This window comes from Terrabacter sp. 2TAF16 (genome assembly GCF_052115065.1).
Taxonomy (GTDB): Bacteria; Actinomycetota; Actinomycetes; order Actinomycetales; family Dermatophilaceae; genus Terrabacter.
Map to the genome: position 1 here is coordinate 30,639 of NZ_JBFRFZ010000003.1, position 24,594 is coordinate 55,232.

General features: G+C 72.3%; 24 protein-coding genes. 12 read left to right on the plus strand and 12 right to left on the minus strand.

The features are described 5' to 3' along the window. Positions 1-157 precede the first annotated feature (157 nt). Positions 158-646, plus strand: coding sequence for a hypothetical protein (locus AB4Z14_RS04000; RefSeq protein ID WP_442274054.1), 489 nt, complete (start codon positions 158-160; stop codon positions 644-646). A gap of 69 nt (positions 647-715) precedes the next feature. Here AB4Z14_RS04000 and AB4Z14_RS04005 read toward each other — a convergent pair whose 3' ends face one another. Together AB4Z14_RS04005 and AB4Z14_RS04010 are read right to left on the minus strand one after the other, a co-directional pair. Then, positions 716-1,141 carry a hypothetical protein gene (locus AB4Z14_RS04005; protein ID WP_442274055.1) on the minus strand — a complete coding sequence of 142 codons (426 nt, stop codon included), beginning with the start codon at positions 1,139-1,141 and terminating at the stop codon, positions 716-718. A gap of 80 nt (positions 1,142-1,221) precedes the next feature. Next, positions 1,222-2,541 carry a glycoside hydrolase family 1 protein gene (locus tag AB4Z14_RS04010; protein WP_442274056.1) on the minus strand — a complete coding sequence of 440 codons (1,320 nt, stop codon included), beginning with the start codon at positions 2,539-2,541 and terminating at the stop codon, positions 1,222-1,224. 42 nt (positions 2,542-2,583) lie between these two features. Between AB4Z14_RS04010 and AB4Z14_RS04015 the strand changes: the two genes are divergently transcribed. From AB4Z14_RS04015 to AB4Z14_RS04025, 3 genes are all read left to right on the plus strand, one after another. Beyond that, on the plus strand, positions 2,584-3,777 hold the full coding sequence (locus AB4Z14_RS04015; protein WP_442274057.1) for a molybdopterin molybdotransferase MoeA: 1,194 nt from the start codon (positions 2,584-2,586) through the stop codon (positions 3,775-3,777). Positions 3,778-3,813: 36 nt separating this feature from the next. After that, entirely contained in the window at positions 3,814-5,451 is a 1,638-nt protein-coding gene (locus tag AB4Z14_RS04020) for an ABC-F family ATP-binding cassette domain-containing protein (protein WP_442274058.1), read from the plus strand. Between the two features lie 99 nt (positions 5,452-5,550). Further along, entirely contained in the window at positions 5,551-5,901 is a 351-nt protein-coding gene (locus AB4Z14_RS04025) for a VOC family protein (RefSeq protein ID WP_442274059.1), read from the plus strand. Between the two features lie 12 nt (positions 5,902-5,913). On the opposite strand, the gene AB4Z14_RS04030 is transcribed toward AB4Z14_RS04025, so the two are convergent. Then, a complete protein-coding gene (locus AB4Z14_RS04030; RefSeq protein WP_442274060.1) occupies positions 5,914-6,252 on the minus strand; it encodes a YciI family protein in 339 nt (112 codons plus the stop codon). 43 nt (positions 6,253-6,295) lie between these two features. Then, complete coding sequence (gene fdhD, locus AB4Z14_RS04035; RefSeq protein WP_442274061.1) at positions 6,296-7,144, minus strand: formate dehydrogenase accessory sulfurtransferase FdhD; 849 nt, start codon at positions 7,142-7,144, stop codon at positions 6,296-6,298. A gap of 38 nt (positions 7,145-7,182) precedes the next feature. Here fdhD and mobA point away from each other — a divergent pair, with 38 nt between their 5' ends. Continuing rightward, positions 7,183-7,806, plus strand: a complete 624-nt coding sequence (gene mobA / locus AB4Z14_RS04040; protein ID WP_442274062.1) for a molybdenum cofactor guanylyltransferase — start codon at positions 7,183-7,185, stop codon at positions 7,804-7,806. A 246-nt stretch (positions 7,807-8,052) separates the two neighbouring features. Further along, positions 8,053-10,110 carry a M4 family metallopeptidase gene (locus tag AB4Z14_RS04045; RefSeq protein ID WP_442274063.1) on the plus strand — a complete coding sequence of 686 codons (2,058 nt, stop codon included), beginning with the start codon at positions 8,053-8,055 and terminating at the stop codon, positions 10,108-10,110. Positions 10,111-10,240: 130 nt separating this feature from the next. Here the strand turns inward: AB4Z14_RS04045 and AB4Z14_RS04050 are convergent, their stop codons facing one another. Further along, positions 10,241-10,867 (minus strand): hypothetical protein, encoded by a 627-nt coding sequence (locus AB4Z14_RS04050; RefSeq protein ID WP_442274064.1) that lies wholly within the window; start codon positions 10,865-10,867, stop codon positions 10,241-10,243. A 231-nt stretch (positions 10,868-11,098) separates the two neighbouring features. Between AB4Z14_RS04050 and AB4Z14_RS04055 the strand changes: the two genes are divergently transcribed. Beyond that, on the plus strand, positions 11,099-13,063 hold the full coding sequence (locus tag AB4Z14_RS04055; protein ID WP_442274065.1) for an N-acetylmuramoyl-L-alanine amidase: 1,965 nt from the start codon (positions 11,099-11,101) through the stop codon (positions 13,061-13,063). Between the two features lie 139 nt (positions 13,064-13,202). On the opposite strand, the gene AB4Z14_RS04060 is transcribed toward AB4Z14_RS04055, so the two are convergent. The 3 genes from AB4Z14_RS04060 to AB4Z14_RS04070 form a co-directional block, all read right to left on the minus strand. Next, complete coding sequence (locus tag AB4Z14_RS04060; protein ID WP_442274066.1) at positions 13,203-15,128, minus strand: penicillin-binding transpeptidase domain-containing protein; 1,926 nt, start codon at positions 15,126-15,128, stop codon at positions 13,203-13,205. A 35-nt stretch (positions 15,129-15,163) separates the two neighbouring features. Continuing rightward, positions 15,164-16,201: a hypothetical protein gene (locus tag AB4Z14_RS04065; RefSeq protein WP_442274067.1), complete on the minus strand. Its 1,038-nt coding sequence runs from the start codon at positions 16,199-16,201 to the stop codon at positions 15,164-15,166. Positions 16,202-16,292: 91 nt separating this feature from the next. Continuing rightward, positions 16,293-16,925: an N-acetyltransferase gene (locus tag AB4Z14_RS04070; RefSeq protein WP_156415522.1), complete on the minus strand. Its 633-nt coding sequence runs from the start codon at positions 16,923-16,925 to the stop codon at positions 16,293-16,295. Between the two features lie 146 nt (positions 16,926-17,071). Here AB4Z14_RS04070 and AB4Z14_RS04075 point away from each other — a divergent pair, with 146 nt between their 5' ends. From AB4Z14_RS04075 to AB4Z14_RS04085, 3 genes are all read left to right on the plus strand, one after another. Beyond that, the gene (locus AB4Z14_RS04075) at positions 17,072-18,184 is read left to right on the plus strand and encodes an App1 family protein (protein ID WP_442274068.1); all 1,113 of its coding nucleotides are present in this window, start codon (positions 17,072-17,074) and stop codon (positions 18,182-18,184) included. 12 nt (positions 18,185-18,196) lie between these two features. After that, entirely contained in the window at positions 18,197-19,057 is an 861-nt protein-coding gene (locus AB4Z14_RS04080) for an Fpg/Nei family DNA glycosylase (RefSeq protein ID WP_056775050.1), read from the plus strand. A 63-nt stretch (positions 19,058-19,120) separates the two neighbouring features. Continuing rightward, positions 19,121-19,921, plus strand: a complete 801-nt coding sequence (locus tag AB4Z14_RS04085; RefSeq protein ID WP_442274069.1) for a hypothetical protein — start codon at positions 19,121-19,123, stop codon at positions 19,919-19,921. Positions 19,922-19,965: 44 nt separating this feature from the next. On the opposite strand, the gene AB4Z14_RS04090 is transcribed toward AB4Z14_RS04085, so the two are convergent. From AB4Z14_RS04090 to AB4Z14_RS04105, 4 genes are all read right to left on the minus strand, one after another. Then, positions 19,966-20,418 (minus strand): CD225/dispanin family protein, encoded by a 453-nt coding sequence (locus tag AB4Z14_RS04090; protein WP_442274070.1) that lies wholly within the window; start codon positions 20,416-20,418, stop codon positions 19,966-19,968. 110 nt (positions 20,419-20,528) lie between these two features. Further along, positions 20,529-20,858 carry a rhodanese-like domain-containing protein gene (locus AB4Z14_RS04095; RefSeq protein ID WP_056775043.1) on the minus strand — a complete coding sequence of 110 codons (330 nt, stop codon included), beginning with the start codon at positions 20,856-20,858 and terminating at the stop codon, positions 20,529-20,531. Positions 20,859-20,875: 17 nt separating this feature from the next. After that, positions 20,876-21,835 (minus strand): DUF1648 domain-containing protein, encoded by a 960-nt coding sequence (locus AB4Z14_RS04100; protein ID WP_442274071.1) that lies wholly within the window; start codon positions 21,833-21,835, stop codon positions 20,876-20,878. After that, complete coding sequence (locus AB4Z14_RS04105; protein ID WP_442274072.1) at positions 21,832-22,188, minus strand: GntR family transcriptional regulator; 357 nt, start codon at positions 22,186-22,188, stop codon at positions 21,832-21,834. The genes AB4Z14_RS04100 and AB4Z14_RS04105 overlap by 4 nt, the downstream gene beginning before the upstream one ends. 54 nt (positions 22,189-22,242) lie before the next feature. Here AB4Z14_RS04105 and pdxY point away from each other — a divergent pair, with 54 nt between their 5' ends. Both pdxY and AB4Z14_RS04115 read left to right on the plus strand, forming a co-directional pair. Continuing rightward, on the plus strand, positions 22,243-23,091 hold the full coding sequence (gene pdxY / locus AB4Z14_RS04110) for a pyridoxal kinase PdxY (RefSeq protein WP_442274073.1): 849 nt from the start codon (positions 22,243-22,245) through the stop codon (positions 23,089-23,091). Between the two features lie 234 nt (positions 23,092-23,325). Further along, positions 23,326-24,594 carry an ATP-binding protein gene (locus AB4Z14_RS04115; protein ID WP_442274074.1) on the plus strand — a complete coding sequence of 423 codons (1,269 nt, stop codon included), beginning with the start codon at positions 23,326-23,328 and terminating at the stop codon, positions 24,592-24,594.

Genomic DNA, 24,594 nt, shown 5'->3' on the forward strand with positions numbered 1-24,594 from the left:
TCTCAGGCTCGGACGTGATCCTCCGAGTTTCCTGACAGTTGCGGCCTTTTCGTCTCTGGATGCGTGCTTCGGAGCACCGTGGAGAGTGGCGCCGAAACGGCGTCGCCCGGCGACCTCGGGGGCCCTGCGCCGGCTTCAACAGGGAAGAGGGGAACTCATGCGTTCACTGCGCAGCCGTGCCGTCCTGGCCGGCATCACCGCACTGGGCACGATCGGACTGGCACCAGGAGCCGCCTTCGCGGCACCGGCGAGCGGGGGGACCGAGCACTCGTCGTTCCCCGCGGTGGGTGCCGTCTTCGAGTGCAGCGCACCCACGGGGGACATCACCGCGACGAGCGGCACCGTCGACATGGTCGACCACTGGAACGTCGACGCCCGTGGGGTCTTCCACGAGACCGGGACCGTCCACACGAGCGGCGTCACGCTGCAGGGGTCGAACGGTGACCGCTACACGGTCTCGGGGGCCTCGTGGTTCGGCGGAAAGGTGTCTGCCGCGGGCGCGCCGCTCGTCTTCACCGACACCGAGCACTGGGTCCTGCACGACGTCACCTCCGGCGGGAACGTCAAGGTGCAGATCGTCAGCCACTGGTCACCCGGTTCGAGCTTCACGTGGGACAAGGGCACCTGCTCCGCTCCGGAGGGGTGAGCGGAAAGGCCTGCCCGGGCGCCGCCCCGTCCCACCGAGGGCGTGGCGGCGTTCCCGTGTCCGGGCTGCTCAGGGCCGCGTCGCGTCGGGCAGCGGCAGCTCGACCTGGCACTCGTAGTAGCGCATCTGGAGCCGGGAGTGCTCGACGTCGATGGTGCCCTCGCCCACGGCGATGACGTCGTCGAGCCACCGGTGCGACGGTGCCTCGGCCTGGAAGGTGAGGACGTGGACGCCCCGACCGTCCGTCAGCGACGACAGGCCGGTCAGGGTGAAGAGCACGACCCCGTCGTCGACGTGGATGACGCCCCTGGCCTCCGGCGAGGCCCAGCCCTCCCGGATGCGCGGGAAGTTCGACCACGTCGCCGTGCCCGACAGCCGGCCCGTCAGGGTGCCGGTGCCCTGGCCGTAGACGCGTCCGTCACGCCCGGCCGAGGGCTCGACCTCGTGGATGAGGTCATAGACCCAGCTCGCGTCACAGAGAGGGACGAGACGCATGGCAGCCTCCTCGAGAAGGTCCGACCCCTTCGACGGTACTCCCGTCGTCGCGCCCGCGCCGCCCTCTGCGCGAGATCACCTCAACGGTGATGGGCCTCGGTGGTGCTGAACGGATAGGTCTGTCCCGCAACGTATCTCGCGTGCATGTCGGCCGTCGCTCCGCCCTCACGGGCGACCTTGGCGAAGAAGCGCCCCGAGTCGCGCACCGTGCGCTGCTGCGTCTCGTAGTCGAGGGCCACGAGGCCGAACCGCGGCCCCTCGCCCTCGTTCCACTCCCAGTTGTCGACGAAGCACCAGTGGTAGTAGCGGTCGACCGGAACCCCCTGGGCCCGAACGTCGCTCAGGACCGACAGGTGCTCCCAGAGGTAGCGCGACCGGAAGGCGTCGGCGGCGTCACACGTGCCGTTCTCGGTGACCCAGACGGGAAGGCGGTAGGTCTCCCACGCCCATCGGGCCGTCTCGCCGAGCCCGGCGGCATACACCTCCCAGCCGAGGTCGTTGACCGGGACGCCCGGCGGCGTGCCGTCGTCGAAGCGCGTCACCGTGGTGCGGGAGTAGTAGTTGAGCCCGAAGAAGTCGGCGTAGTGCCCGGGCGTGATCCCGTCCGGTCGGCGGAGCGGCGGCGCGAACTCCCCGGTCGTCATCGCCCGCACGATCGCGTCCTGGAAGAGGTGGCGCATGACGGGTGTCAGCGCGCGGTGCCAGGGGTTGCGGGGGTTGCCCGGCCGGAAGGGCCGCAGGTGATGAGCGACCCCGACCATCGTGTCGGAGCCGGGCCGCAGCGCGTGGATGAGGGTGTAGGCCCGGATGTGCGCGGCCGCGAGCACGCCGTAGACCCGCATCCCCTCGCGCAGGCTCCGGTGGCCCGGCGGGAAGTCGCCGAAGACGTGGGCGCCGGTGACGTAGACGTTCGGCTCGTTGATCGTCACCCACTCCGCGACGAGGTCGCCGAGCCGCGTCACCACCTCGGCGACGAAGCGCTCCCACACCCACAGGGCGCCGGGCGCGAGCCACCCGCCGTCGCGCTCGAACCACAACGGGTGGCTGAAGTGGTGCAGCGTCACGAGCGGGCGGATCCCCTTGGCGCGCAAGAGCTCCAGCTCCTCCCGGTAGCGGGCGAACGCCGCGTCGTCCCACACGCCCGGGCGCGGCTCGAGGCGCGCCCACTCGACGCTCATCCGGTAGACCTGCACCCCGAGCGAGGCCATCAGCCCGGTGTCCTCGCGCCAGCGCCGCCAGTGGTCGGTGGCGCGCCGTGGCGTCGAGCCGTCGGCGATGGTGCCCGGGCGGTCGGCCCAGTCGGTCCAGCTGCTCTCGACGTCGCCGCCCTCGACCTGCGTGGCCGCGGTCGCGACGCCGAGCAGCAGCCCGTCGAGCCGGAAGCCGTCAGCGGTCGCCATGCGGCCCAACGTACCGGCGCCCGATGCGTCAGACTGGCGCCCGTGGGTCACGTCTCCGTCGCAGATCACCGGTCCGCCGTCGAGCGGCTGCTCGGCGACGGGTCCCTCGAGCAGGTGACGCTCGACCGCCACGCCGCCGGACGCCGCCTCGCCGCCGACCTCGTCGCGGCCGACGACCTGCCGCGCTTCGACGCCTCGGCCATGGACGGGTATGCCGTGTGCCCGGGTTCGCCGGACCAGCGCGCCTATCCCGTCGTCGGGGACGTGCCCGCCGGGTCGGCACCCGACTTCGTGCTGGCCCCCGGTGAGGCGGCCCGGGTCATGACGGGCGCGCGGGTGCCGCAGGGGACGGTGGCCGTCGTCCCCGTCGAGCGCACCGACGCGGGCCCCACGGGCCCCGCGCCCGAGCACGTGACCGTCGACCTCGATCCCGCACCGGGCCAGCACATCCGTCCCCGCGGCGAGGACGTGGCGGCCGGGTCGGTCATCGCGACCGCCGGCACGGCCGTGACGGCGGCGCTCATCGCGCTGGGCCGTTCGGCCGGGTGCACGAAGGTCGAGGTCCACGTGCCGACGAGGGTGGCGGTCATCGCGACCGGAGCCGAGCTCGCGCCGCCAGAGGCCGACCCCGGCGCCGGCGGCATCCACGAGTCGAACTCCGACATGGTCGCCGCGCTCGCCGAGGCCGCGGGCTGCGACGTGCGCCGGGTCGAGGTGTGCTCCGACGAGCCCGACGACCTGCGGGCCAGGCTCGAAGCGCTCGACGCCGACCCCGACGTCGATCTCGTCGTCACGACCGGGGGCGTCAGCGCCGGCGCCTACGAGGTCGTGCGACAGGTCTGCGAGCCGCTCCCGACGTTCGGCTTCGTCCACCTCGCGATGCAGCCCGGCGGCCCGCAGGGGCTCGGCCGCTACGGGTCCACGCCGGTCGTCTGCCTGCCGGGGACGCCGGTCGGCGCGTTCGTGGCCTTCCACGTGCTCGTCAGTCCGGCGCTCGACCGACGCCACGGGGTGCCGCCCACGCGACCCGGCCGGGCGGCATACGTCGGCAGGACCCGACGCACCCGCACGGGGCGCGTCCAGTTCGTCACGAGCGTGCTCCACGACGACGGCACCGTCAGCGCGCCCGATGCCCGGCACCTGACGGCGCTCGCCGCGGCGACCTGCCTCATCGAGGTGCCCGAAGGTGTCGACCAGCTCATCGAGGGCGACCTCGTCGCTGTCCACCCGGTGTGAACGGGGCACCGGCCGAGCGCCCCTAGGCTGGTGGGCGTGAGCGCGACCCTCGTGGCCAAGGACCTCGCCGGGGGCCACGCCCACCGGACCCTCTTCGAGCACCTCGACCTCACGGTCGCGCCCGGTGACGTCGTGGGGGTCGTCGGCGCCAACGGGGCAGGCAAGTCGACGCTGCTGCGCCTGCTCGCCGGTGAGGACGAGCCGCTCGGCGGCACCGTGACGACGGCGCCCTCCGACGCGTTCGTCGGCTGGCTGCCGCAGGAGCACGAGCGGGTCCCCGGCGAGACCGTCGCCGACCACATCGGTCGCCGCACGGGCGCCACCGCCGCGACCCTCGCCATGGAGGAGGCCGCTGCCGCCCTCGGCGGTGACGACCCCACCGCCGACGAGAGGTATGCCGTCGCGCTCGACCACTGGCTCGTCAGCGGTGCGCCGGACCTCGACGACCGGATCCCGCCGATGCTCGCCGAGCTGGGCCTCGACGTCGGACCTGACGCGCTCATGTCGTCCCTCTCCGGAGGCCAGGCGGCCCGGGCGGCGCTCGCCGCGCTGCTGCTGAGCCGCTTCGACCTCGTGCTCCTCGACGAACCGACCAACGACCTCGACCTCGCCGGCCTCGCCCGGCTCGAGGCCTTCGTCGACGGTCAGCGCGGGGGAGTCGTCCTCGTCTCGCACGACCGCGAGTTCCTCGCCCGCTGCGTCACCCGCATCGTCGAGCTCGACCTCGCGCAGAACTCCGTCGCCGTCCACGACGGCGGCTACGAGTCCTACCTCGAGGAGCGCGAGGTCGCCCGTCGGCACGCGCGCGAGGCCTACGAGGCGTATGCCGGCACGAAGTCCGACCTCGAGGCGCGGGCCCGCACGCAGCGCGAGTGGTCGTCCAAGGGCGTGCGCAACGCGATGAAGAAGAGTCCCGACAACGACAAGATCCGGCGCTCGGCGCAGCAGGACTCGGCCGAGAAGCAGGCCCGCAAGGTGCGCCAGATGGAGTCGCGGATCGCCCGGCTCGACGAGGTCGCCGAGCCGCGCAAGGAGTGGGTGCTCCAGTTCAGCATCGCCGCGGCGCCCCGGTCGAGCTCCGTCGTCGCGACGCTCAACGAGGCCGTCGTGCGCCGGGGTGACTGGACCTTCGGTCCGGCGTCGCTGCAGGTCGAGGCACGGCGGCGCATCGGCATCACCGGGCCCAACGGCGCCGGCAAGACGACCCTGCTGTCGCTCCTGCTCGGGCGGGTCGACCCCGACGAGGGGAGCGCCTCGCTCGGGGCCAGCGTCGCCGTCGGCGAGATCGACCAGTCGCGCACGGGTCTGCGCGACGACCTCCCCCTCGGGGACGCGTTCGGCGAGGCCGTGCCCGATCTCAACCCGGCTGACCGCCGCACCCTGCTCGCGAAGTTCGGGCTCAAGGCCGACCAGGTCGGCAGCGCCGTCGGTGGGCTCTCACCCGGCGAGCGCACCCGGGCCGCGATGGCGCTCCTCCAGGCGCGCGGCGTCAACCTCCTCGTCCTCGACGAGCCGACGAACCACCTCGACCTGCCCGCCATCGAGCAGCTCGAGGAGGCGCTCGACTCCTACGACGGGGCGCTCCTGCTCGTGTCGCACGACCGCCGGCTGCTCGAGAACGTCCGCCTGGACGAGCGCTGGCACGTCGAGGCCGGCAAGGTCACGGCGACCTGACCGGCCGGTCGAGCGGGGCGTGTGTCGATTTCCGGGCCGCTCGTTCGTCATCGAGGTGAGCGGTCACCGGCCGGTGACCGTGAGCCCACGGAGGTCATCATGAGTCACCCCATCGTCCACGCCGAGATCCGCTCGAGCGACCCCGACGCCACCCGCGCCTTCTTCGGCGGCCTGTTCGGCTGGACCTATCCCACCGAGGGTGCCTTCCCCGGCTACACCTTCGTCGAGACCGGCGTGCCGGGCGCGCTCTACACGGCGATCAGCCCGCTGCAGGGCGATGCCGACCTCGTCACGTTCTTCGTCGGCGTCGACGACATGACCGCCTCCATCGCCGACGCGACCCGCCTCGGCGGCCGGGTCGTGCAGGAGCCGGTCACGGTCCCGGGCGTCGCGTTCGCCCTCATCGCCGACCCGCAGGGTCACGTCGTCGGCCTGGCCCAACAGCTCTGACCTGCAGAGACGTCAGCCCGGTGAGTTGGTCGGGTCGGCGACCCACGGGCCGAGCGGCGGGTCCCACCGGCGCACGACGCGGCGCAGGATGTGCCCGCCGAGCCAGTAGGGGTCCTGGTCGAACGCCTCGGTGACCGCCTCGAGCGACTCGCCCGAGCACACGATGAGCGCCGCGTTGACGGCCTCCTGCTCGGTCGGCTCGCCCTCGCTCACCTCGTCGATGCCGTCCTGGTACATCCCGGCGACGAGCAGCCCCGAGAGCCCGCTCAGCCACTCGCGGTGCTCGGGGCGGATCGTCAGCATCTCGGTCGCGTCGTCGGGGTAGGTGTAGTGGATCGCGAAGATCGCCACGGGTGGGCCTCCAGTCGCTCGGGTGGTCGGGCTGCTCGGGTGGTCAGGTGGTCGTGATCCGGTGCGCGCCGGCATACACGTTGAGGCGGGTGCCGCGCACGAAGCCGAGCAGGCTCATCCCCGCGTCCTCGGCGCACTCCACCGCCAGTGACGACGGCGCCGAGACCGCTGCGAGGCAAGGGATCCCGGCCATGATGGCCTTCTGGGTCAGCTCGAACGACGCGCGCCCCGACACGACGAGCACACACCCGACGCCGGGCACGCGTCCGCTCTGCAGGGCCCATCCGACGACCTTGTCGACGGCATTGTGCCGGCCCACGTCCTCGCGCACGACGAGCAGCTCGCCGTCGGCCGTGAAGAGGCCGGCGGCGTGCAGTCCCCCGGTCTTGTCGAACGAGCGCTGCTCGACGCGCAGGGCGTCGGGCAGCTCGGCGATGATCTTGGCCGCGAACCCCGTCGTGTCGGCGCGCACGTCGAAGGCCGACTGCGCCCGCAGCTGCTCGATGCTGGCCTTGCCGCAGACGCCGCACGACGAGTTCGTGAAGAAGGCGCGCGTCGCCGAGGCGGCCGGCGCTGCCACGCCCGGCGCCAGGGTCACGTCGATGACGTTGTACGTGTTCTCGTCGAAGCCGCTCTCACCCGAGACGACCGCGCCCTCGCAGTAGCGCGCCAGAGCGATGTCGTCGGCGGACCTGATGAGCCCCTCCGACATGAGGAAGCCGTGGATGAGCTCGATGTCGTGCCCCGGCGTGCGCATCGTCACCGTGAGCGGCGAACCGTTGACCCGCAGCTCGAGCGGCTCCTCGACCGTGAGGGTGTCGGGGCGCGTCGTCGACGACGGGGTCGCGAGGTCGATCGTCGTGACCTTGCGCCGTACCGTGACCCGTCCCATGACCTCAGCCTGCCAGACTCCGTGCCAGACTCCGATGGGTGCCGCCCCGCCCACCTGAAGCGCCCCCGGTCGTCGTCGTCCTGACGGGCGGGGCCTCCCGGCGGATGGGCTCGCACAAACCCGTCCTCGACGTCGGCGGCCGCCCCCTCGTCGCGCGCGTCCTCGACGCGGCCGGCGACCGCCCGGCGCTCGTCGTCGGCCCCGGCCAGGGCGTCCCCGACGGCGTACGCGTCGTGTGGGAGCGCGTCCCCGGCGGCGGCCCCGTGTCCGGCGTGTCCACCGCCGTCGAGGCCCTCGCCGCCGATGCCGCCACGAGTGCCACACCGCTGCCGTATGCCGTCGTGCTGCTGGCCGCGGACCTGCCCTTCGTCACCTCCGCCCACGTCGACCGGCTCCTCGAGGCGCTCGGGTCGGCCGACCTCGCCGTGACGGTCGACCGGGACGGACGCACCAACTGGCTCTGCTCGGCCTGGCGCCTCGCCGCCCTGCACGGGCGTCTCCACGAGCTCGGGGACCCCTACGGCAGGAGCATGCGCGACCTCGCCGACGGCATACGCACGCAGTCGGTGGACGACCCCTCCGGGGTCGCGCTGGACGTCGACACACCGGCCGACCTGGCGCGTGCGCGCGACCGCGCGGAGCACCGTCCGAGCGCCGACTGAAGGCCGACGGAGGCCCTCGACGGGCGACTCTGGGAGATCGCCCAAGTCGGGCCCTGCGGCGAATCGCCCTGCGGCCAAGTGCTACTCCGGACTTCGGAGGCATTTGGCAAAGACTTGGTAAGCCCCGTTGACCCGTGTTCTGGGCTGCTGCCAACGTCACGCTCGTTCCGGCCCGATCTCAAGTCGTGAGATGAGCGGAACTCCCTCCAGGCGGCCCACGAGCCGCATCTCGACAAGGAGCAACCAGTGAATCGACTGAAGTCTGGGCTGGCGACCGGAGGGCTGCTCGCCCTCGCCCTCGCCATCTCGCCGGCGATCCCGGCGGGCGCAGCAGCCGGTGCAGGACGCGACAAGGCGCCTGCCCCCGAGTCGCAGAGCCTCAAGGCGACCGAGCAGTCCCGGGCAGCATCGTCCGCGAGCGCCCTCGGCCTCGCCTCGGGCGAGAAGCTCACCGTCAAGTCCGTCATCCAGGACGCCAACGGCGCGACGCACGTCCGCTACGAGCGGACCCTCGACGGCCTGCGTGTCATCGGCGGCGACTTCGTCAGCCACAAGGACTCCTCGGGTGCCGTCAAGAGCGTCACGTGGAACTACCGCAAGAACGTCACCCCCGCGACGATGACCCCGAGCGTCTCCAAGAGCGAGGCGCACCAGGCCGGTCTCGCCGCCTCGAAGGCCACCAAGGAGACCGCCACCCCCGGTGAGCTCGTCGTCTTCCAGTCGGCCTCCGGTCCCAAGCTCGCCTACGAGGTCATCACCGAGGGCATCAAGGCCGACCAGACCCCGACCCGCCTGCACACGATCGTCGACGCCACGACGGGCAAGACCCTGACGAGCTGGGACGACGTCAAGCAGGGCACCGGCAACGGCATCTTCGTCGGCTCCGTCACGCTGGCCACGACCGCCGGCACGACGTACACGATGAAGGACACGCACGGGAACTACACGACCGACCTCAACCAGGCCACGAGCGGCAACGGCACGACGTTCACCGACGCCGACGACGTCTGGGGCAACGGCGCCCAGAGCAACCGCCAGTCGGCGGCCGTCGACGCGCACTACGGCGCCGGCAAGACGTACGACTACTACAACACCCAGCTCGGCCGCGCCGGCATCTGGAACAACGGCACCGGTGCCCGCAGCCGCGTCCACTACGGCCAGAACTACGTCAACGCCTTCTGGGACGGCACGCAGATGACCTACGGCGACGGCGCGGGCAACGCGGCCCCGCTCGTCGAGCTCGACGTCGCCGGCCACGAGATGAGCCACGGCGTCACCGAGAACACCGCGGGCCTCGCCTACACCGGCGACGCTGGCGGTCTCAACGAGGCGACGTCGGACATCTTCGGCACGGGTGTCGAGTGGTACACCAACAACCCGAGCGACACCCCCGACTACCTCATCGGCGAAGAGATCAACATCAACGGCAACGGCACGCCGCTGCGCTACATGGACAAGCCGAGCAAGGACGGCGGCTCGAAGGACTGCTGGAGCAGCTCCCTCGGCGGCCTCGACCCGCACTACTCGTCCGGCCCGCTGAACCACTGGTACTACCTGGCCTCCGAGGGCTCGGGTGCCAAGACGATCAACGGTGTCAGCTACAACAGCCCCACCTGCAACGCCTCGACGGTGACCGGCATCGGCCACCTCAAGGTCGAGAAGATCTGGTACCGCACGCTGTCGACGTACCTCACCTCGAGCAGCAACTACGCGGCGGCCCGCACCGGTGTCATCAAGGCGGCCAAGGACCTCTACGGCGTCGGCTCGGCCGAGTGCACCGCGGTCGACAAGGCCATGGGCGCCATCTCGGCTCCGGCCAGCACCGAGACCTGCGGCACCGGTGGTGGCGGTGGCGGCGGCGCTGCCCTGACCAACGGCGGCTTCGAGTCCGGCCAGACCGGCTGGACCGGCACGGCGGGCCCGATCACGAACAACACGGGCCGTCCGGCCCACGGTGGCTCGTACAAGCTGTGGCTCGGCGGCAACGGCACGGCCGGCTCGGAGAACGAGTCGCAGACCTTCGCCGTCCCGGCCACGGCCACCGCTCCGGCGCTGACCTACTGGATCCGCATCGACACGGCCGAGACCACGACGACGAGCGCCTACGACACGGCCACCGTCCAGATCAACGGCGTGACGAAGCAGAGCTACTCCAACCTGTCCACGCCGAAGGCGTCCTACGTCCAGAAGACGATCGACCTCACGGCCTACAAGGGCACGAACGTCACGCTGAAGTTCGCTGACACCGAGGACTCCTCGCTCCAGACGAGCTTCGTCGTCGACGACGTCGCGACGAACTTCTGACGGACCGAGCACTCCGGGCCGCGTGAGCTGCCCTGAAGGACACGCACCACAGAGGTCGGTATGCCGCCGGGTCAGCCCCGCGGCATACCGACCTCGTGCGTTCGGCCGGGACTCCTGCCCGCGCGGACGCTCAGGAGGCGGGCGCGGTGGCCGCCGCGCCCGGCGCAGCGGTGGTCGGGGTCGTGCAGCGGGTGGTCGCGGGCACCGAGAGGGTGACGTCGCTGACGAGGATGCCGACGAGCCCGGAGATCTCGCCGAGCGATGGGTCGCTGAGGTCGATCGCCCGGGCCTGGTGGTCGGTGACCGAGATCGTGATCGGGTCGCTCTCGGGCACGGCGTCGGGGTCGAGCGCCGTGGAGCCGTCGGTCGGCGGCGGGGCCGTCGAGGTGCCGAGGCGGAGCGTCGCGAGGAGGGTGACGAGCTGGCGCTGCTGCGGGACGCTGAGCGTGCACACCCGGCCGTGGACCGAGCGCGTCTCGACGCGGACCCGACCGTTGGCCTCGAGCACGATCTGGTCGTCGAAGCCGGCGATGCCACCGGTGCGCCGCAACGTCAGCGGGAACGTGGGCCCGTACGACGACCCGAGCGCGTCCTCGCCGGCGGCGCCGAAGCGCAGCGCCGCGGTCGTCGACGACGTGGGCGCCGAGGCCGACGAGGTCACCTCACCCGTCGACCCGTCCTCGGGCGTGGCTGACCCGCAGCCCCCGACGAAGAGTGCTGCGACGGCCATCCCCACGCACAGGCCTGCGCGCCCCATGACGTCCATGGTGGCCCCTCGCGGCGGACGATGCACGTCCGACGCGGTGGAATCGGGACAACGCTTGGGTGACGGTTTCAAGTGGCGGGCCTCGGGGTGCGCGGGAATGCTCGGTGTCAGAGGTGTGTGTCGGGCTCGGGGCCGGACGCACCCATTCGCAGGCAGGCAGCACCGACGGATCACGTCGGCGTCAGCGTCCTGCGCTCACCAGGACAGGAAAGGGACGATCGAGTGATACCCAGCTCCACGCCACACCGACCTCCGGGAGGCCGCAGGGCGCGGCGGTCCGTCGCAGCGCTCGGCGCCGTCGCGGCCGTCGCAGCCGGTCTGGCCCTGACGAGCCCGGCCGCGCAGGCCGCGGACCCGTCGGCCTCGGCCTCCGGCACCGACCCCGCCAGCCGGGAGCGGGCCTTCGCGGCGGCCTCGACGGAGTACGGCGTGCCGCGCACGGTCCTCGAGGCCGTGTCGTACGCCCAGACCCGCTGGGACTTCAACCCCGGGCACAGCACGTCCGGTGGCTACGGTCCCATGCACCTCGTCGACGCCGACCTCGGCACCCGTGCCGACGCCAAGGGCCTCGGGGAGCCGTCCGCTCCGGAGGCCGCACCCGTGGCCGACACGCTCGGCCGGGCCGCGGAGCTGACCGGCCTCGCCGAGGACGCACTGCGCACCGACGAGGTCGCCAACATCCGCGGCGGTGCGGCCCTGCTCGCCGCCACGCAGAAGCGCCTCGGGCTGCCCATGGGACAGTCCACCGACGCGGGCCAGTGGTACGCCGCCGTCGCCGACGCCTCGGGCTCGGCGCAGGAGGACGTCGCGGCGGCCTTCGCCGACGACACCTACTCCGTCATCGCGTCCGGCGCCTCGCGCCGGACCGTCGACGGCAAGGAGGTCTCGCTGCTGCCGTCGGCCGTCAGGGCCGACACGGCACAGGTCGACCGCCTCGGGCTGCTCAAGAAGCCCAACGGCGGCCCCGTCGACTGCCCGCCCGGGCTCGACTGCGAGTGGGTCCCCGCACCGTACGAGCAGTACGGCCCGGGCGCCGGTGACTACGGCAACCACGACCTCGCCCAGCGTCCGCGCTCGCCGAAGATCACCAACATCGTCATCCACGACACCGAGGCGACCTACGACACGACGCTCAAGCTCGTGAGCGACCCGACCTACGTGTCGTGGCAGTACAGCCTGCGCAGCTCCGACGGCCACATCGCCCAGCACCTCACGCCGCAGGACGTCGGCTGGCACGCGGGCAACTGGTACGTCAACAGCCACTCGATCGGCCTCGAGCACGAGGGCTTCGCGCCCCAGGGCGCCGAGTGGTTCAGCGAGCCGATGTACCGCTCGTCCGCGCGGCTCGTGCGCTACCTCGCCAAGACGTACGACATCCCGCTCGACATGCAGCACGTCTTCGGCCACGACCAGGTACCGGCCACGACCCCGGGCGGCGTCGCCGGCATGCACTGGGACCCGGGTCCCTACTGGAACTGGGAGCACTACTTCCAGCTCCTCGGAGCGCCGCTCTCGGCCCACCAGTCCGGTGCGGCCCAGGACCTCGTGCGGATCCTCCCCGGCTTCGAGGACAACATCCAGCCGGTGACCGGCTGCACGACGGCGGGCGTCGCCTGCCGCGCGCAGGGCACCAACTTCGTCTACCTGCACACCCAGCCGTCCGAGACGGCGCCGCTCGTCAACGACATCGGCCGCAAGTCCAACGGCGCGGCGTCGACGACGAACGTGTCCGACATCGGGGCCCGCGCCCAGACCGGTCTGACCTTCGCCGTGGCCGAGCGCAGCGGTGACTGGACGGCCATCTGGTTCAACGGCGTCAAGGCCTGGTTCCTCAACCCGGCGTCCGACCCGACGGCCGTCCCGGTCAAGGGCTCCTACGTCGTGCCCAAGGCCGGTCTGGTCAAGGCCCCGGTCTACGGGCGGGCCTACCCCGAGGCGTCGGCCTACCCGGCGGGCATCCCGGTCCAGGCGCTCGCGCCGCTGCAGTACTCCTTCGCGGCGGGCCAGCGGTACGCCGTCGGTGACCTCACGGTGCCGACGAACTACTACCGTGCCTCGACCTTCTCGCTCGGCACCCCGAACGACCACGTCGACGTCGTCGGTCAGGACCGCTACTACCAGATCTCCCTCGGCCACCGCTTCGCCTACGTGCGTGCGGCCGACGTGGACGTCGTCACGGCCCTGTAGCCCGGGTCACCCCAACCGTCGAGAGGCCAGAGTCTGTCGCCTCATCGACGTCGAAAGGCCACTTCTCGTCACGAGAAGTGGCCTTTCGTCTGCCCGTGACCGGCACGAAGTGGCCTCTCGACGGTCAGGAGGCGGGGTGTCAGCGGAGGTCGTACGCCTTGAGGAAGCTGACGATGAAGGGCGCGGCGCCCGTCACGCCGTTGTCCCCGACCTCGTTGTAGGCCGCGATCGCGATGTCCCCGCGGCCGGCGACCATCCACACGTGGGTGTCGGGCGGGCTCTTCGTGCCGAACTCGGCGGTGCCGGTCTTGGCGTACTCGACGCCGAGCGGACCCAGGACCGTGCCGGACCCCTCGGTGACGACGTCACGCATCTCCTGACGTAGCACGCCCGCCTCGGTGGGGTCGAGGGGCGTCGCGGGCTTGGGCAGGGCGGGGGCGCCGGCCACGAGCTGCGGGCGCACCGTCTGGCCCTTCATGACCGACGCGACGACGATCGCCATCGTCAGCGGTGACGCCTCGACGCGCCCCTGCCCGATGAATGACGCTGCGTGCTCGACGACGTCGTCGGTCGTCGGCACCGAGCCGAGGAAGCCGGTGAAGGGCAGGTCGAGCTTCTCGCCCATGCCGAGCGACTGCGCGGCGGAGACGAGGTCGTCCTGGCTCACCTTCTCGTGCTGGCTGATGAAGGCCGTGTTGCACGAGAAGGCGAGGGCGGTCCGCATCGGGATGTCGCCGAGCTTGTCCTTGGGGTAGGTCGTGTAGTTGCTGAACCGGCGACCGTTGACGGTGAGCGTCTCGGTGCACGGCAGCGTGGTGTCGGCCGTGGCGCCCTTGCGCACGTTGGCGAGCGAGCTGACGATCTTGAACGTCGAGCCCGGTGCCTCCTTGCCGGCGAGGGCGAGGGTCGTGCCGGCGGCGGCGGGCCCGACGGCCGCGGCGAGCACCTCACCGGTCGACACGCGGACGGCGACGAGCGCGGTCGGGTGCTTCGTCTGCTTGGCGAGCGCCGCCTCGGCCGCGGACTGGGCCTTGGGGTCGAGGGTGATCGTCAGCGGCTCACCCTCGGTCGACTGCTCGGCGAAGAGCTCGCGCTTGTCGAGGACGCTGCCGTCGGCGCCGCGCTTGACGGCGTGGACCGCCAGGCCGGGCGTGCCCCGCAGCCGGGCGTCGTAGCGGTACTCGAGGCCGTTCTTGCCGACGGTGTCGCCGGCCTCGAGGGCGTCCTTCGAGGCCTTGATCTGCTCGGCCGTGGCCTCGCCGACCGTGCCGAGGATCGGGGCGGCCCACGTGCGGCTCGGGCCGAGCACCTGCAGGGCCGGGACGGTGAGCGCGCCCGTGACCTTCTCGATCGCGGCGCCCCGCTCCTCGATGATCGGGTCGGTGGCTCGCAGGGTGACGCCCTCGACGAAGGCCTTGGAGCCGGCTGCCGCGACCTTCGCCGCGAAGCGGGCGGGGTCGATCTCGATGAGTGCGGCGAGCTTCTTCGCCGAGGCCGTCGCCTCGGCGCCCGACACCTTCGTCTTGTCGATGCCGACGGCGGCGACCTCGCGCTCGGTCATGATCTTGCCGCCCGAGGAGTCGACGATGTCGGCCCGCCGAGGCCACTTGCGGGCGAGGTCGAGGGTCTCGTCGGAGGTGAGCTGTGGAGCGACGACACCGGGCGTCCAGGACACCCGCCACTGGTCGTCGACGAGACTCAGGTCGACCTGCGTCTCGTAGGTCCAGTCGGTCGGGGACGTCGAGACGTCCCAGCGGCTGAAGAGCGTGGCCGTGGCGTGGTCGGAGCCCTCGGTGTGGCTCATCTCGCTGAGGGCCACCTGCGGACGCAGCGTGCCGAGGTCCTTGTAGGCGGCCTTGACGAAGGCGGTCGCCTTGGCGGGCGTCGTGTTCTTGAAGGTGACCGCGCCGAGGTCACCGCTCGCCAGCCCTGAGGCGAGGGCACGAGCGGTGTCGTCGGGCTTCGGCGGCGAGTCGAAGAGGGAGCAGCCGGCGCCGAGCGTGCCGACGAGTACCCCCGAGAGCGAGACGGCGACGAGAGTCCTGGCACGAGATCCCCTGAGCATGGCTCCACGGTACGTGCCGGGCCGCGGCCCCCGTGTCATGAGGTCGTGGCGCCCGCGTGACGGTCCTGTGCAGGAGAGGTCGTATGCCGGGTGGTCGGGCCTGGTGCCGGGCGCGCCGTTCCGGGGCTGCTCGGCGTCGGGGGACGCCGCCACAGCACGAGCGACCCGAGCAGGCCGACGGCGATAGCGACGAGGTGCACGCCCCAGGCCTGGTTGGCCGGTGAGAGGGCGGCGACGAAGACGTCGCGGCTCGCCTCGACGTGGTCGCGCAGCCCGTCGGGCAGTCCCGAGCGCGGCCGCAGGTAGGACGCGAGGTAGGAGAAGGCGGTCTGGCCGGCGGCGCAGACGGAGAGCAGGACGAGCACCGCGAGCCACGCGACGAGGCGTCGAGCCGGGCGCAGGCCCAGGCCGGCCAGGGCGAGACCTGCGGCCACGCCCACGACGACGGAGCTCCACTGCAGCAGGCCCAGCGACCGCTGGAGGCCGAGCAGGGCGACGACGACGGCGCTGACCCAGCTGCCGAGGGCCACGGCGAGCGGAGCGGCGGCCAGGGCTCGCAGCACCGGGCCGCCGAGGGCGACGAGGAGCCCGAGCACGAGACCGACGACCGTGCCGAGGACCGCGACGGCGAGGACGCCGACGATGACGCGGTCGTCGCGGTCGAAGTCGCTGCCGAGCTGGCGGGTGGCCCCCGCCGACTGGGCGATCGTGTAGGCGCCGGACGTGAGGGCCCCGAGGGCGGCGAGCACGGCCACCCGGAGCCGCCGCCCGGCGCGGGGACGCACCCAGAGCGTCGCGAGGGCCGCGAGGCCGCCGCCGACGAGCGTGATCGTCAGGAGCAGCCCGAGGCGCGCCGTCGTGAACGGCAGGAGGCTGATGTAGCCGTCGGTCGCCGAGCCCGTGGCGACGTCGTAGGGCCAGTTGCGTGGTGAGCGCGCGCCGAGCCCGTCGAGGATCCAGGGCAGCGCACCGCCGAGCCACCAGGCCGCCGCCGCGAGAGGGAGGACCGGCCACAGGTGGGCACGCGCAGGCCGACGGTGTGCCTCACTGCCCACGCCAACGCCGGTGTCCACGCGCAGATCCGATCATGACTGACCGACATCCGCCAATCGTCGGTGTGCTCGAGCGCCGCCGAGGGTCAGCGCTCGGGGTCAGCAGTCGGGGTCAGCGCTCGGGGCGCCAGAGCTGCACGGACGCCACCGGCTCGAAGCCGGCCGCGAGGAACGCGCGCAGGGCGCGGGCGTTGCCGGGCGCGCAGGCCGCGACGACGACGTCGCCCTCGTCGATGAGGGTCAGGGCGTCGCGGACGACGTCGGTCCCGACGTGGTCCTTGGACGGATCGGTCTCGAGGCCCACCTCGGGCAGTCCGCCCAGCCCCGTCGAGAGGGTCACGAGCGTGTGGTCGTCGGGGGCGGCATACCCGAAGGTCGTGACGTCGCTGCGCACGGAGGTCGCGTGCTGGGCGCGGGGGTGGTTGCGCAGGTCGCTGCGCGGCACGAGCGCGGGCTCGCCGCCGGCTCCGCGGGCCACGAGGATGAGGTCGAGGGCGTCGATCCAGCCGGTGCCGGCCAGGCGCGAGACGAGGCGCGGGTTGCTCGCGCCGCCGAAGCCGTCCGGGCTCAGGGAGTCCAGGGTGCCGTCCGAGACGTCGTCGTCGACGGCGAGGTAGGCGTGCCCGGTGAAGGCGACGACGCCCTCGACGCCGGGCCGCCACGGCTCGACGCGCTGCCACGCGCCGTCGACGGTCGGGAAGTCGCCGCCTGCGGCCTTGCTGAGGACTTCGGCAATGGGGTGCACGGCGTCCATCAAACCCGCCGCGTCGACCCGGCGCCCGCCGGGGTCCACCTGGTGGCACCCGCCCGGCGCGCGCCCGGCGCGCGCCCGCCGCGCGCCCGCCGCGCTCCCTCTGCTCGCCCGACACCCCCGCCGGGTAGGTTGTGGCCATGTCCCGACCGCACGCGGCCGCCATCGTGGAGGACGCCGTCCACGAGCAGGTCGAGCGCGTGCTCCGCAGCCGCGGCTGGGGCAACCGGGTCATCACCCACGTGGGCTACGGCTCGTCCTCCTTCGTCCGTGTCTATGCGCGGATCCTCCTCGGGCGCAAGGGCCGTGAGGACGTCGAGGGTCCGGAGGCCAGGCAGGACGCGACCGGTGCCCTGAGCCCGGCCCACTACGACCGGGGTTGGCGCGCCTTCATCACCTCGCCCGCGACGGGCGTCCCGGTCAAGGTCACCGCCGGTGACCGTGAGGTCTACGGTCGGTCCGACCGCGGCGGACACGTCGACATCGTCGCCCGCGACCACGGCCTCGCCCCGGGCTGGCAGCAGGTGGTCGTCGAGGTGCAGGGCACCGACCCTGTCGCGGCCGACGTCTTCATCGTCGCCGACGGCGTCACGCACGGCATCGTCAGCGACATCGACGACACCGTCATCACGACGATGCTGCCCCGCCCGATGATCGCGGCGTTCAACACCTTCGTCCGCCGGGGCAAGGCGCGTCACGCGGTCTCGGGCATGGCGCCGATGTACCGCCGCATCCTCTCGGCGCACCCGGGCGCGCCCATCGTCTACGTGTCGACCGGCGCCTGGAACGCCGCCGCCACCCTCAACCGCTTCCTCGTCGAGAACGGCTTCCCCCTCGGTCCGCTCATGCTCACCGACTGGGGGCCCACCAACACGGGGTGGTTCCGCAGCGGACAGGCGCACAAGCGCACCTGCCTCGACCGCCTCGCCCGCGACTTCCCCGAGATCACGTGGCTGCTCGTCGGCGACGACGGCCAGCACGACCCCCAGATCTACGCCGACTTCGCCGAGGCGCGCCCCGACCGCGTCGACGCCATCTGCATCCGGCACCTGTCGCCGACCGAGCAGGTGCTCTCCAACCCGATGAAGATCGACTCGCCCATCCGTCCCTGGGCGTCGCGGTCCGTGCCGACCTACTCGGCTGCGGACGGGCACGGGATGCTCCGCGTCCTCGAGGGCGCCGGCAAGGTCGGCGAGGTCGTCGCGGCCGACGAGCAGCCCTCGCGTCCGGGCCGTTCCGTCGGCTCCGGGTGACAGACTGGGGCCATGCCTGAGCTGCCGGAGGTGCAGGCGCTCGTCGACTTCCTCGCCGAGCGGACGGACGGCCTTGCCGTCACGAAGGTCGAGCTCGCCTCGTTCAGCGTGCTCAAGACGTTCAACCCGCCACCGCAGGCGCTCGAGGGTGCACCCATCGACGGTGTCCACCGCCACGGCAAGTTCCTCGACATCGACGCCGACGGCACCCACCTCGTCTTCCACCTCGCGCGGGCCGGCTGGCTGCGCTGGTCCGACCAGCTGCCGATGACCGTGCTGCGACCGGGCAAGTCACCGATCGCACTCCGGGTGCGGTTGTCCGACGGCTCCGGTTTCGACCTCACCGAGGCCGGCACGAAGAAGTCGCTCGCGGCCTACATCGTCACCGACCCGGCCCAGGTGCCCGGCATCGCGCGCCTCGGCCCCGACCCGATGGCCGACGACTTCACGCTCGAGCAGTTCCGCTCGATGCTCGAGGGCCGGCGCACGCAGATCAAGGGCCTGCTACGCGACCAGGAGTTCATCGCCGGCGTCGGCAACGCCTACTCCGACGAGATCCTCCACGTCGCCAAGATCAGCCCGTTCGCCATCGCGGGCACGCTCGCCCCCGAGGTGGTCGACCGGTTGTATGCCGCCCTGCGCGACACGCTGAAGAGCGCGGTCACGACGGCGTCGGGCAAGCCGGCCAAGGAGCTCAAGGACGCCAAGCGCGCGGGCATGCGGGTCCACGCGCGGACCGGCCAGCTGTGCCCGGAGTGCGGCGACGTCGTCCGCGAGGTGTCGTTCGCCGACACGTCGCTGCAGTACTGCGCCACCTGCCAGACCGGCGGCAAGCCGCTCGCCGACCGACGGATGTCCAAGCTGCTCAAGTGAGCACGTCTCGTCAGGCATGACGGCCCGGCGCGGATTCGTCCGGAATGCAACGCTTCCGGTCTCGTGGTTGTCTTCATCGTCATGAAGCCGTTGACCCACCACGTCCTGCGCGGTCCCCTCCACCCGGTTCGTCCCGGTCGAGCGTTCGTCGCGCTCGCCCTCGGATCCGTGCTCGTCACGAGTGCCTGCGGGCAGGCGACGCCGTCACCCGGGGCCGCCACGCCCGCCGGTGGCGACGGTCCGTCGGCCACGGCCGGCTCGACGGTCGACGCCGGCGCGGGCGCCGAGACGGCGACGTCGGGCGGCGTGCGCCTCGAGGCGACGATGGCGCCGGGAGGGCCCGAGGTGGGCGCGACGGGTGCCGGCGTCGCGGCGAGTCCCGGCCTCGTCGTCGACTACACGCTGACCAACACGGGCACGAAGCCCGTCCTCGCCTACGACGTCGTGCCCGCCGACCTCGGCAGCGCGACGCTGCCCATGGACGTCGATGCCAAGCACGCGTGGGTCTACGAGGAGTCCGGCGTCCTCCGCCTCAGCAAGCAGGGTTTCGCTCCCGGCCCGAACGTCCGCTTCGCGGCAGCGCCCGTCATGGGCGGCCACACGATCGCGCCCGGTGCCAGCATCACCGGGAAGGCGTATGCCGTGTCGCCTCCGACGCTCGACGTGCCGAGTGACTCGTTCGAGGCCCCGCGTACCCCGGTCGACCCGGCCGTCAAGCAGTGGCAGTTCTGCGTCCAGGTCTCCGATCGTGCCGAGCAGGCCCGACCGTCCGCCGTCGGCGGCGGCGTCGTCGAGGCGCCCTCCACAGCGCCGCAGGGCGACGAGCTCGTCTGCACCCCACCGTCGACGATCCCGGTCGCCTGACGGGTCACGCCCGGCCCCTCAGGGACCGACCTACAGGGAGTCGGTCATGTGCCCGACCGAGGAGCACGCGAAGAGCAGCATCGAGGCCCCGGTGAGATGGCAGCGGCGAGCAGGCACCACGTCTTGACCGACCGTGAGGCGGCCCGCGCCCCGTCCCAGTCGCCGAGGGCCCACTTCGGGTTGACCTGGGTGGACTTGATGATCGCGACGATCCCGAAGGGCGTGAAGCAGCAGATCGTGCACAGGATCGCCCAGCCGAGGCGGGTGGGGGGTGGCGGTGCCTGGCCGCTGCGGGGGCCGACCCACTCGGCGATGGGGGCGGCGGCGTACGGCAGCGGGTCGACCCGGCCTGCAGGCGGCGGCAGGGGGACGGGCGGCTGCATCACCGGCGCGCTCGAGGCGCTCGGGGCGGAAGTGGCCGTGGCATCCGGCGAGTCGAGGTCGGGCAGCCACTGCGACCAGGTGTCCTGCGTGGGATCGGGTCGACGGTCGTCCATGGTCCGGGTGCTCCTGGCTCGGCGGGTCGGTCACTGGTGAGACCCGTCAGGAGCGACAGCGTTACACGGAGAAGGCGCGTGCGGGTGTGAACCGGACGAATCGCCCCGAGTCAGATGATGGTGGGGTCGCCGTCCGCGCTGAGCTGCTTGCCGGCCCGCTCCCACTCGAGCATCCCGCCCTCGACGTTGGCGACGTCGTAGCCCTGGTGCACGAGCCACTGGACCGCGCGGGCCGACCGGCCGCCCATCCGGCAGACGATGGCGACGGTGTCGTCGGTCTCGGGCAGCTCGTCGATGCGTGCCGGCAGCTCCGCGAGGGGGATGTGGATGGCGTTGGGGGCGTGGCCAGCGGCCCACTCGTCGGCCTCGCGGACGTCGACGAGGACGGCGTCGTCGGGCAGCTCGGACACGGTCGTCGTGGGGATGCTCATGCCGTCCATCCTGACACGGGACCTCGTCATCCCACGCGGGCGGCGAGGGTGTTGAGCACGGCGGCGGCCTCGTCGGCGTCGTCGACCGTGACGACGACGTCGGGCTCGCCGATGCGGTGCACGACCAGCGCCTCGCCGGCGCGGGTGACGTAGCCACGCCGGCCGTCGACGCCGATCCGCCAGCCCCAGCCGCCGAACTCGCGCAACGGGGAGACGGTCGTCGTCCCGGCCGACGCCACCCGCTCGAGCGGCACGCGCGACCACGAGAGCCCGGCGCTCGAGACCCGCAGGCCGGAGGTGTCGACCGTGACGCGCGCCGAGAGGGTGAGAGCCAGGAGAGCCCCGAGGGCGAGCGCCAGCAGCCAGACCCAGGCGAACCCGGCGAGCGCCACCCAGACGAGCGGTAGCGCGACGACGACGGCGAGAGCCAGCGTCGGGCCGACGCGCAGGCTCGCCCGCCCCGTCCACGCGAGCCGGGTCGTCGGCGTGACGTCGAGCCGAGGCGCGTCGGCGGGCAGGGGCTCGCGGGCGCCGGTGACCTCGGGTGGCGTCGGGCGTCCCCAGCGCCAGAGCCCGACGGCGACGAGGGCGGTCAGCAAGAGTGTCGGCACGGCCCACTGCGGCGGGAACGCCTGCGGGACCTGTCCCGGCCGCTGCGCGACGAGGCCACCGAAGAGCACGCCGCCGAGGAACACGGCGAGGCCACCGGCGACGGCGGCGAGGGGACCCCGGGCGGAGCGGTGCATGAGCGCGCCGAGGCCGACGAGGGCCAGTGGCATCACCATCGTGATGACGGCCGCGGTGACGACGGCCGCCCCGAAGGGCTGCCAGCGGTCCGGCTCGCCGTGCAGGCCCCAGTGGACGGCCACGGGGTCCGGCACCAGGTCGCGGACGGCATACGCCAGCCCGGTGCCGACCGCGGCCACGACGGGAGCCAGCGCGGCGCTCGCGATGAGGGCGTGGGTGGGGCGGCGGTCGGTGGTCATCGCTGGAACTCGCTCTCGATGAGTCGGGTGAGGTCGGCAGGGGTGGCGCCGACGAGCCGCGCCTCGGCGACGAGCTCGGCGACGAGGGTGCGCAGCCGCGCGTCACCTCCGGGGTCGGAGGCGCTGACGACGGCCCCCCGCCCGCGGCGCAGGTCGATGAGCCCCTCGTCCCGGAGGGACTGGTAGGCGCGGAGCACCGTGTGGAGGTTGACGTCGAGCACGGCGGCGACCTCCTTGGCCGAGGGCAGGCGGTCGCCCTTCGCGAGGCGTCCGGAGGCCATCTCGCGTCGGACGCAGGCGGCCACCTGCACGTGCAACGCCGTGCTCGACGTGGGGTCCACCTGCCACAACATAGTTCTAGTATCACTAGAAATAGATCGTAAAGACAAGCGGCTAGGGTGGAGGCCGTGAAGATCCTGTCGATCCAGTCCCACGTCGCCTACGGTCACGCCGGCAACTCGGCCGCGGTCTTCCCGCTCCAGCGGCTCGGGCACGAGGTCTATCCCGTGCTCACAGTCACCTTCTCCAACCACACCGGCTACGGCTCGACGCGAGGCCCGCTCATCGCGCCTGCCGACGTCGCGGCCGTCATCGACGGTGTCGAGGAGCGTGGAGCCTTCCCGGCCATCGACGCGGTGCTGTCCGGCTACCAGGGCGCCGAGGCGGTCGGCGAGGTCGTCCTCGACGCCGTCGCACGGGTCAAGGCGGCCAACCCCGCCGCGGTCTACTGCTGTGACCCGGTCATGGGCGACGTCGGCCGCGGCTTCTTCGTGCGCGAGGGCATCCCCGAGTACATGCGCGACCACGTCGTGCCGAGGGCCGACATCGTCACGCCCAACCAGTTCGAGCTCGAGTTCCTCGTCGGTCGCCCGGTGTCGACGCAGGCCGACCTCGTCGCCGCGGCGCGCGAGCTCGTCGCGCAGGGGCCGAGCGTCGTCCTCGTGACGAGCGCGCTGACCTCCGACACGCCTGAGGGCTCGATCCAGATGGCGTGCGTCACCGCCGACGACGCCTGGGTCGTGACGACCCCGATGCTGCCGATGACGGTGCGCGGCGGTGGTGACGTGACCGCTGCGGTCTTCCTCGCGCACCACCTGACCGACGGCCCGGAGGTGGCCCTGCGCCGCACCGCGGCGACGATGTATGCCGTGCTCGAGCGCACCCACGCGAGCGGCTCGGACGAGATGCTGCTCGTGGCCGAGCAGGACGCGATCGCGCACCCCGACGAAGTTTTTGAAATCTCTTCGATCAGTTGACCGTTTCGCCCCAGAGCGCGTTATAGTCGCAACGCGCCGTTCCGCATGACCACCCCTGACCGTGCGGAACGGCGCTTTTTCATGCCTGAATTCAGTGGAATCCGAATCAAATGACTTCGGTATCCATGGAGTCGGTGTCGGCCTCACGCTTCGCCCCGGCGTTCGGACGACGCGCCGATCAGGGCCGATCGGGATGTCTCAGGTTTTCGGTAGAGATGCGTATAGCCTCCGATCGTGGACCCGATCACGAACCCGTACGCCCCGGGGGCGGGCCAGCGCCCACCCGAGCTCGCCGGCCGTGACGAGCAGCTGCGCACCTTCGACGTCGTGCTCGAGCGCATCGCCCGCGGACGCTCCGAGCGCTCGATCGTCCTCACCGGCCTGCGCGGCGTCGGCAAGACCGTCCTGCTCAACGCCCTGCGCAGCTCGGCCGTGCGGGCCGACTGGGGCACCGGCAAGTTCGAGGCCCGCCCCGATCAGCGGCTGCGGCGACCGCTTGCCGCGGCCGCGCACCAGGCCGTGCGCGAGCTCGGTCACCCGCGCAGCGAGGACGTCGACCACGTGCTCGGCATCATCAAGGCCTTCGCGCTGCGCGACGCCCCGACGGGCGCGAAGCTGCGTGACAAGTGGCAGCCGGGCATCGACGTCCCGGCCGTCACCGGCCGCGCCGACTCGGGCGACATCGAGATCGACCTCGTCGAGCTCTTCACCGATATCGGTGGCCTCGCAGCCGACGTCGGCAAGGGCGTCGCCGTCTTCATCGACGAGATGCAGGACCTCGACCCGGACGACGTGTCGGCGCTCTGCGCGGCGTGCCACGAGATCTCGCAGTCGGGCCTGCCCGTCATCGTCGTCGGTGCCGGCCTGCCCCACCTGCCCACGGTGCTCTCTGCCTCGAAGTCCTACTCCGAGAGGCTCTTCCGCTACTCGCGCATCGACCGGCTGCCTCGCGACTCCGCCGACCGCGCCCTCGTCGGGCCGGCCACCGAGGAGGGGTGCGAGTTCACGCCCGAGGCGCTCGACGAGATGTATGCCGTGACGGCGGGCTACCCGTACTTCATCCAGGCCTACGGCAAGGTCGTGTGGGACGTCGCGCCCTCCTCACCAGTGACGGCCCAGGACATCCGGGTCGCGGTGCCCGAGGCCGAGTCAGAGCTCGCCGTCGGCTTCTTCGGCTCACGCTTCGAGCGGGCGACGCCCGCCGAGCGCGAGTACCTCCGGGCCATGGCCGACGCGGCCCTCGTCAACGCGCCTGCGGGGGAGGGGGACACGGAGGGGGGCGACGCAGCGATCGCGGACGAGACGGCATACGTCCGCGACGGGGTGACCGAGCGCGACGCCGTGCCGACGTCCGCCGTGGCGGAGGTGCTGGGGCGCAAGCCGCAGTCGCTCTCGCCGGCGCGCGACGCCCTCATCAAGAAGGGCCTCATCTACTCCGGCGAGCGCGGCCTCATCGCCTTCACGGTGCCCCACTTCGGCCGCTACCTGCGCACCCAGTCCTGA

Bases quoted from the DNA above. Each gene is read 5' to 3' on its own strand.
- AB4Z14_RS04000 (WP_442274054.1), top strand. From the start codon at position 158: ATGCGTTCACTGCGCAGCCGTGCCGTCCTGGCCGGCATCACCGCACTG.
- AB4Z14_RS04005 (WP_442274055.1), bottom strand. From the start codon at position 1,141: ATGCGTCTCGTCCCTCTCTGTGACGCGAGCTGGGTCTATGACCTCATC.
- AB4Z14_RS04010 (WP_442274056.1), bottom strand. From the start codon at position 2,541: ATGGCGACCGCTGACGGCTTCCGGCTCGACGGGCTGCTGCTCGGCGTC.
- AB4Z14_RS04025 (WP_442274059.1), top strand. From the start codon at position 5,551: ATGAGTCACCCCATCGTCCACGCCGAGATCCGCTCGAGCGACCCCGAC.
- fdhD (WP_442274061.1), bottom strand. From the start codon at position 7,144: ATGGGACGGGTCACGGTACGGCGCAAGGTCACGACGATCGACCTCGCG.
- AB4Z14_RS04050 (WP_442274064.1), bottom strand. From the start codon at position 10,867: ATGGGGCGCGCAGGCCTGTGCGTGGGGATGGCCGTCGCAGCACTCTTC.
- AB4Z14_RS04060 (WP_442274066.1), bottom strand. From the start codon at position 15,128: ATGCTCAGGGGATCTCGTGCCAGGACTCTCGTCGCCGTCTCGCTCTCG.
- AB4Z14_RS04075 (WP_442274068.1), top strand. From the start codon at position 17,072: ATGTCCCGACCGCACGCGGCCGCCATCGTGGAGGACGCCGTCCACGAG.
- AB4Z14_RS04080 (WP_056775050.1), top strand. From the start codon at position 18,197: ATGCCTGAGCTGCCGGAGGTGCAGGCGCTCGTCGACTTCCTCGCCGAG.
- AB4Z14_RS04090 (WP_442274070.1), bottom strand. From the start codon at position 20,418: ATGGACGACCGTCGACCCGATCCCACGCAGGACACCTGGTCGCAGTGG.
- AB4Z14_RS04095 (WP_056775043.1), bottom strand. From the start codon at position 20,858: ATGGACGGCATGAGCATCCCCACGACGACCGTGTCCGAGCTGCCCGAC.
- AB4Z14_RS04100 (WP_442274071.1), bottom strand. From the start codon at position 21,835: ATGACCACCGACCGCCGCCCCACCCACGCCCTCATCGCGAGCGCCGCG.
- AB4Z14_RS04105 (WP_442274072.1), bottom strand. From the start codon at position 22,188: ATGTTGTGGCAGGTGGACCCCACGTCGAGCACGGCGTTGCACGTGCAG.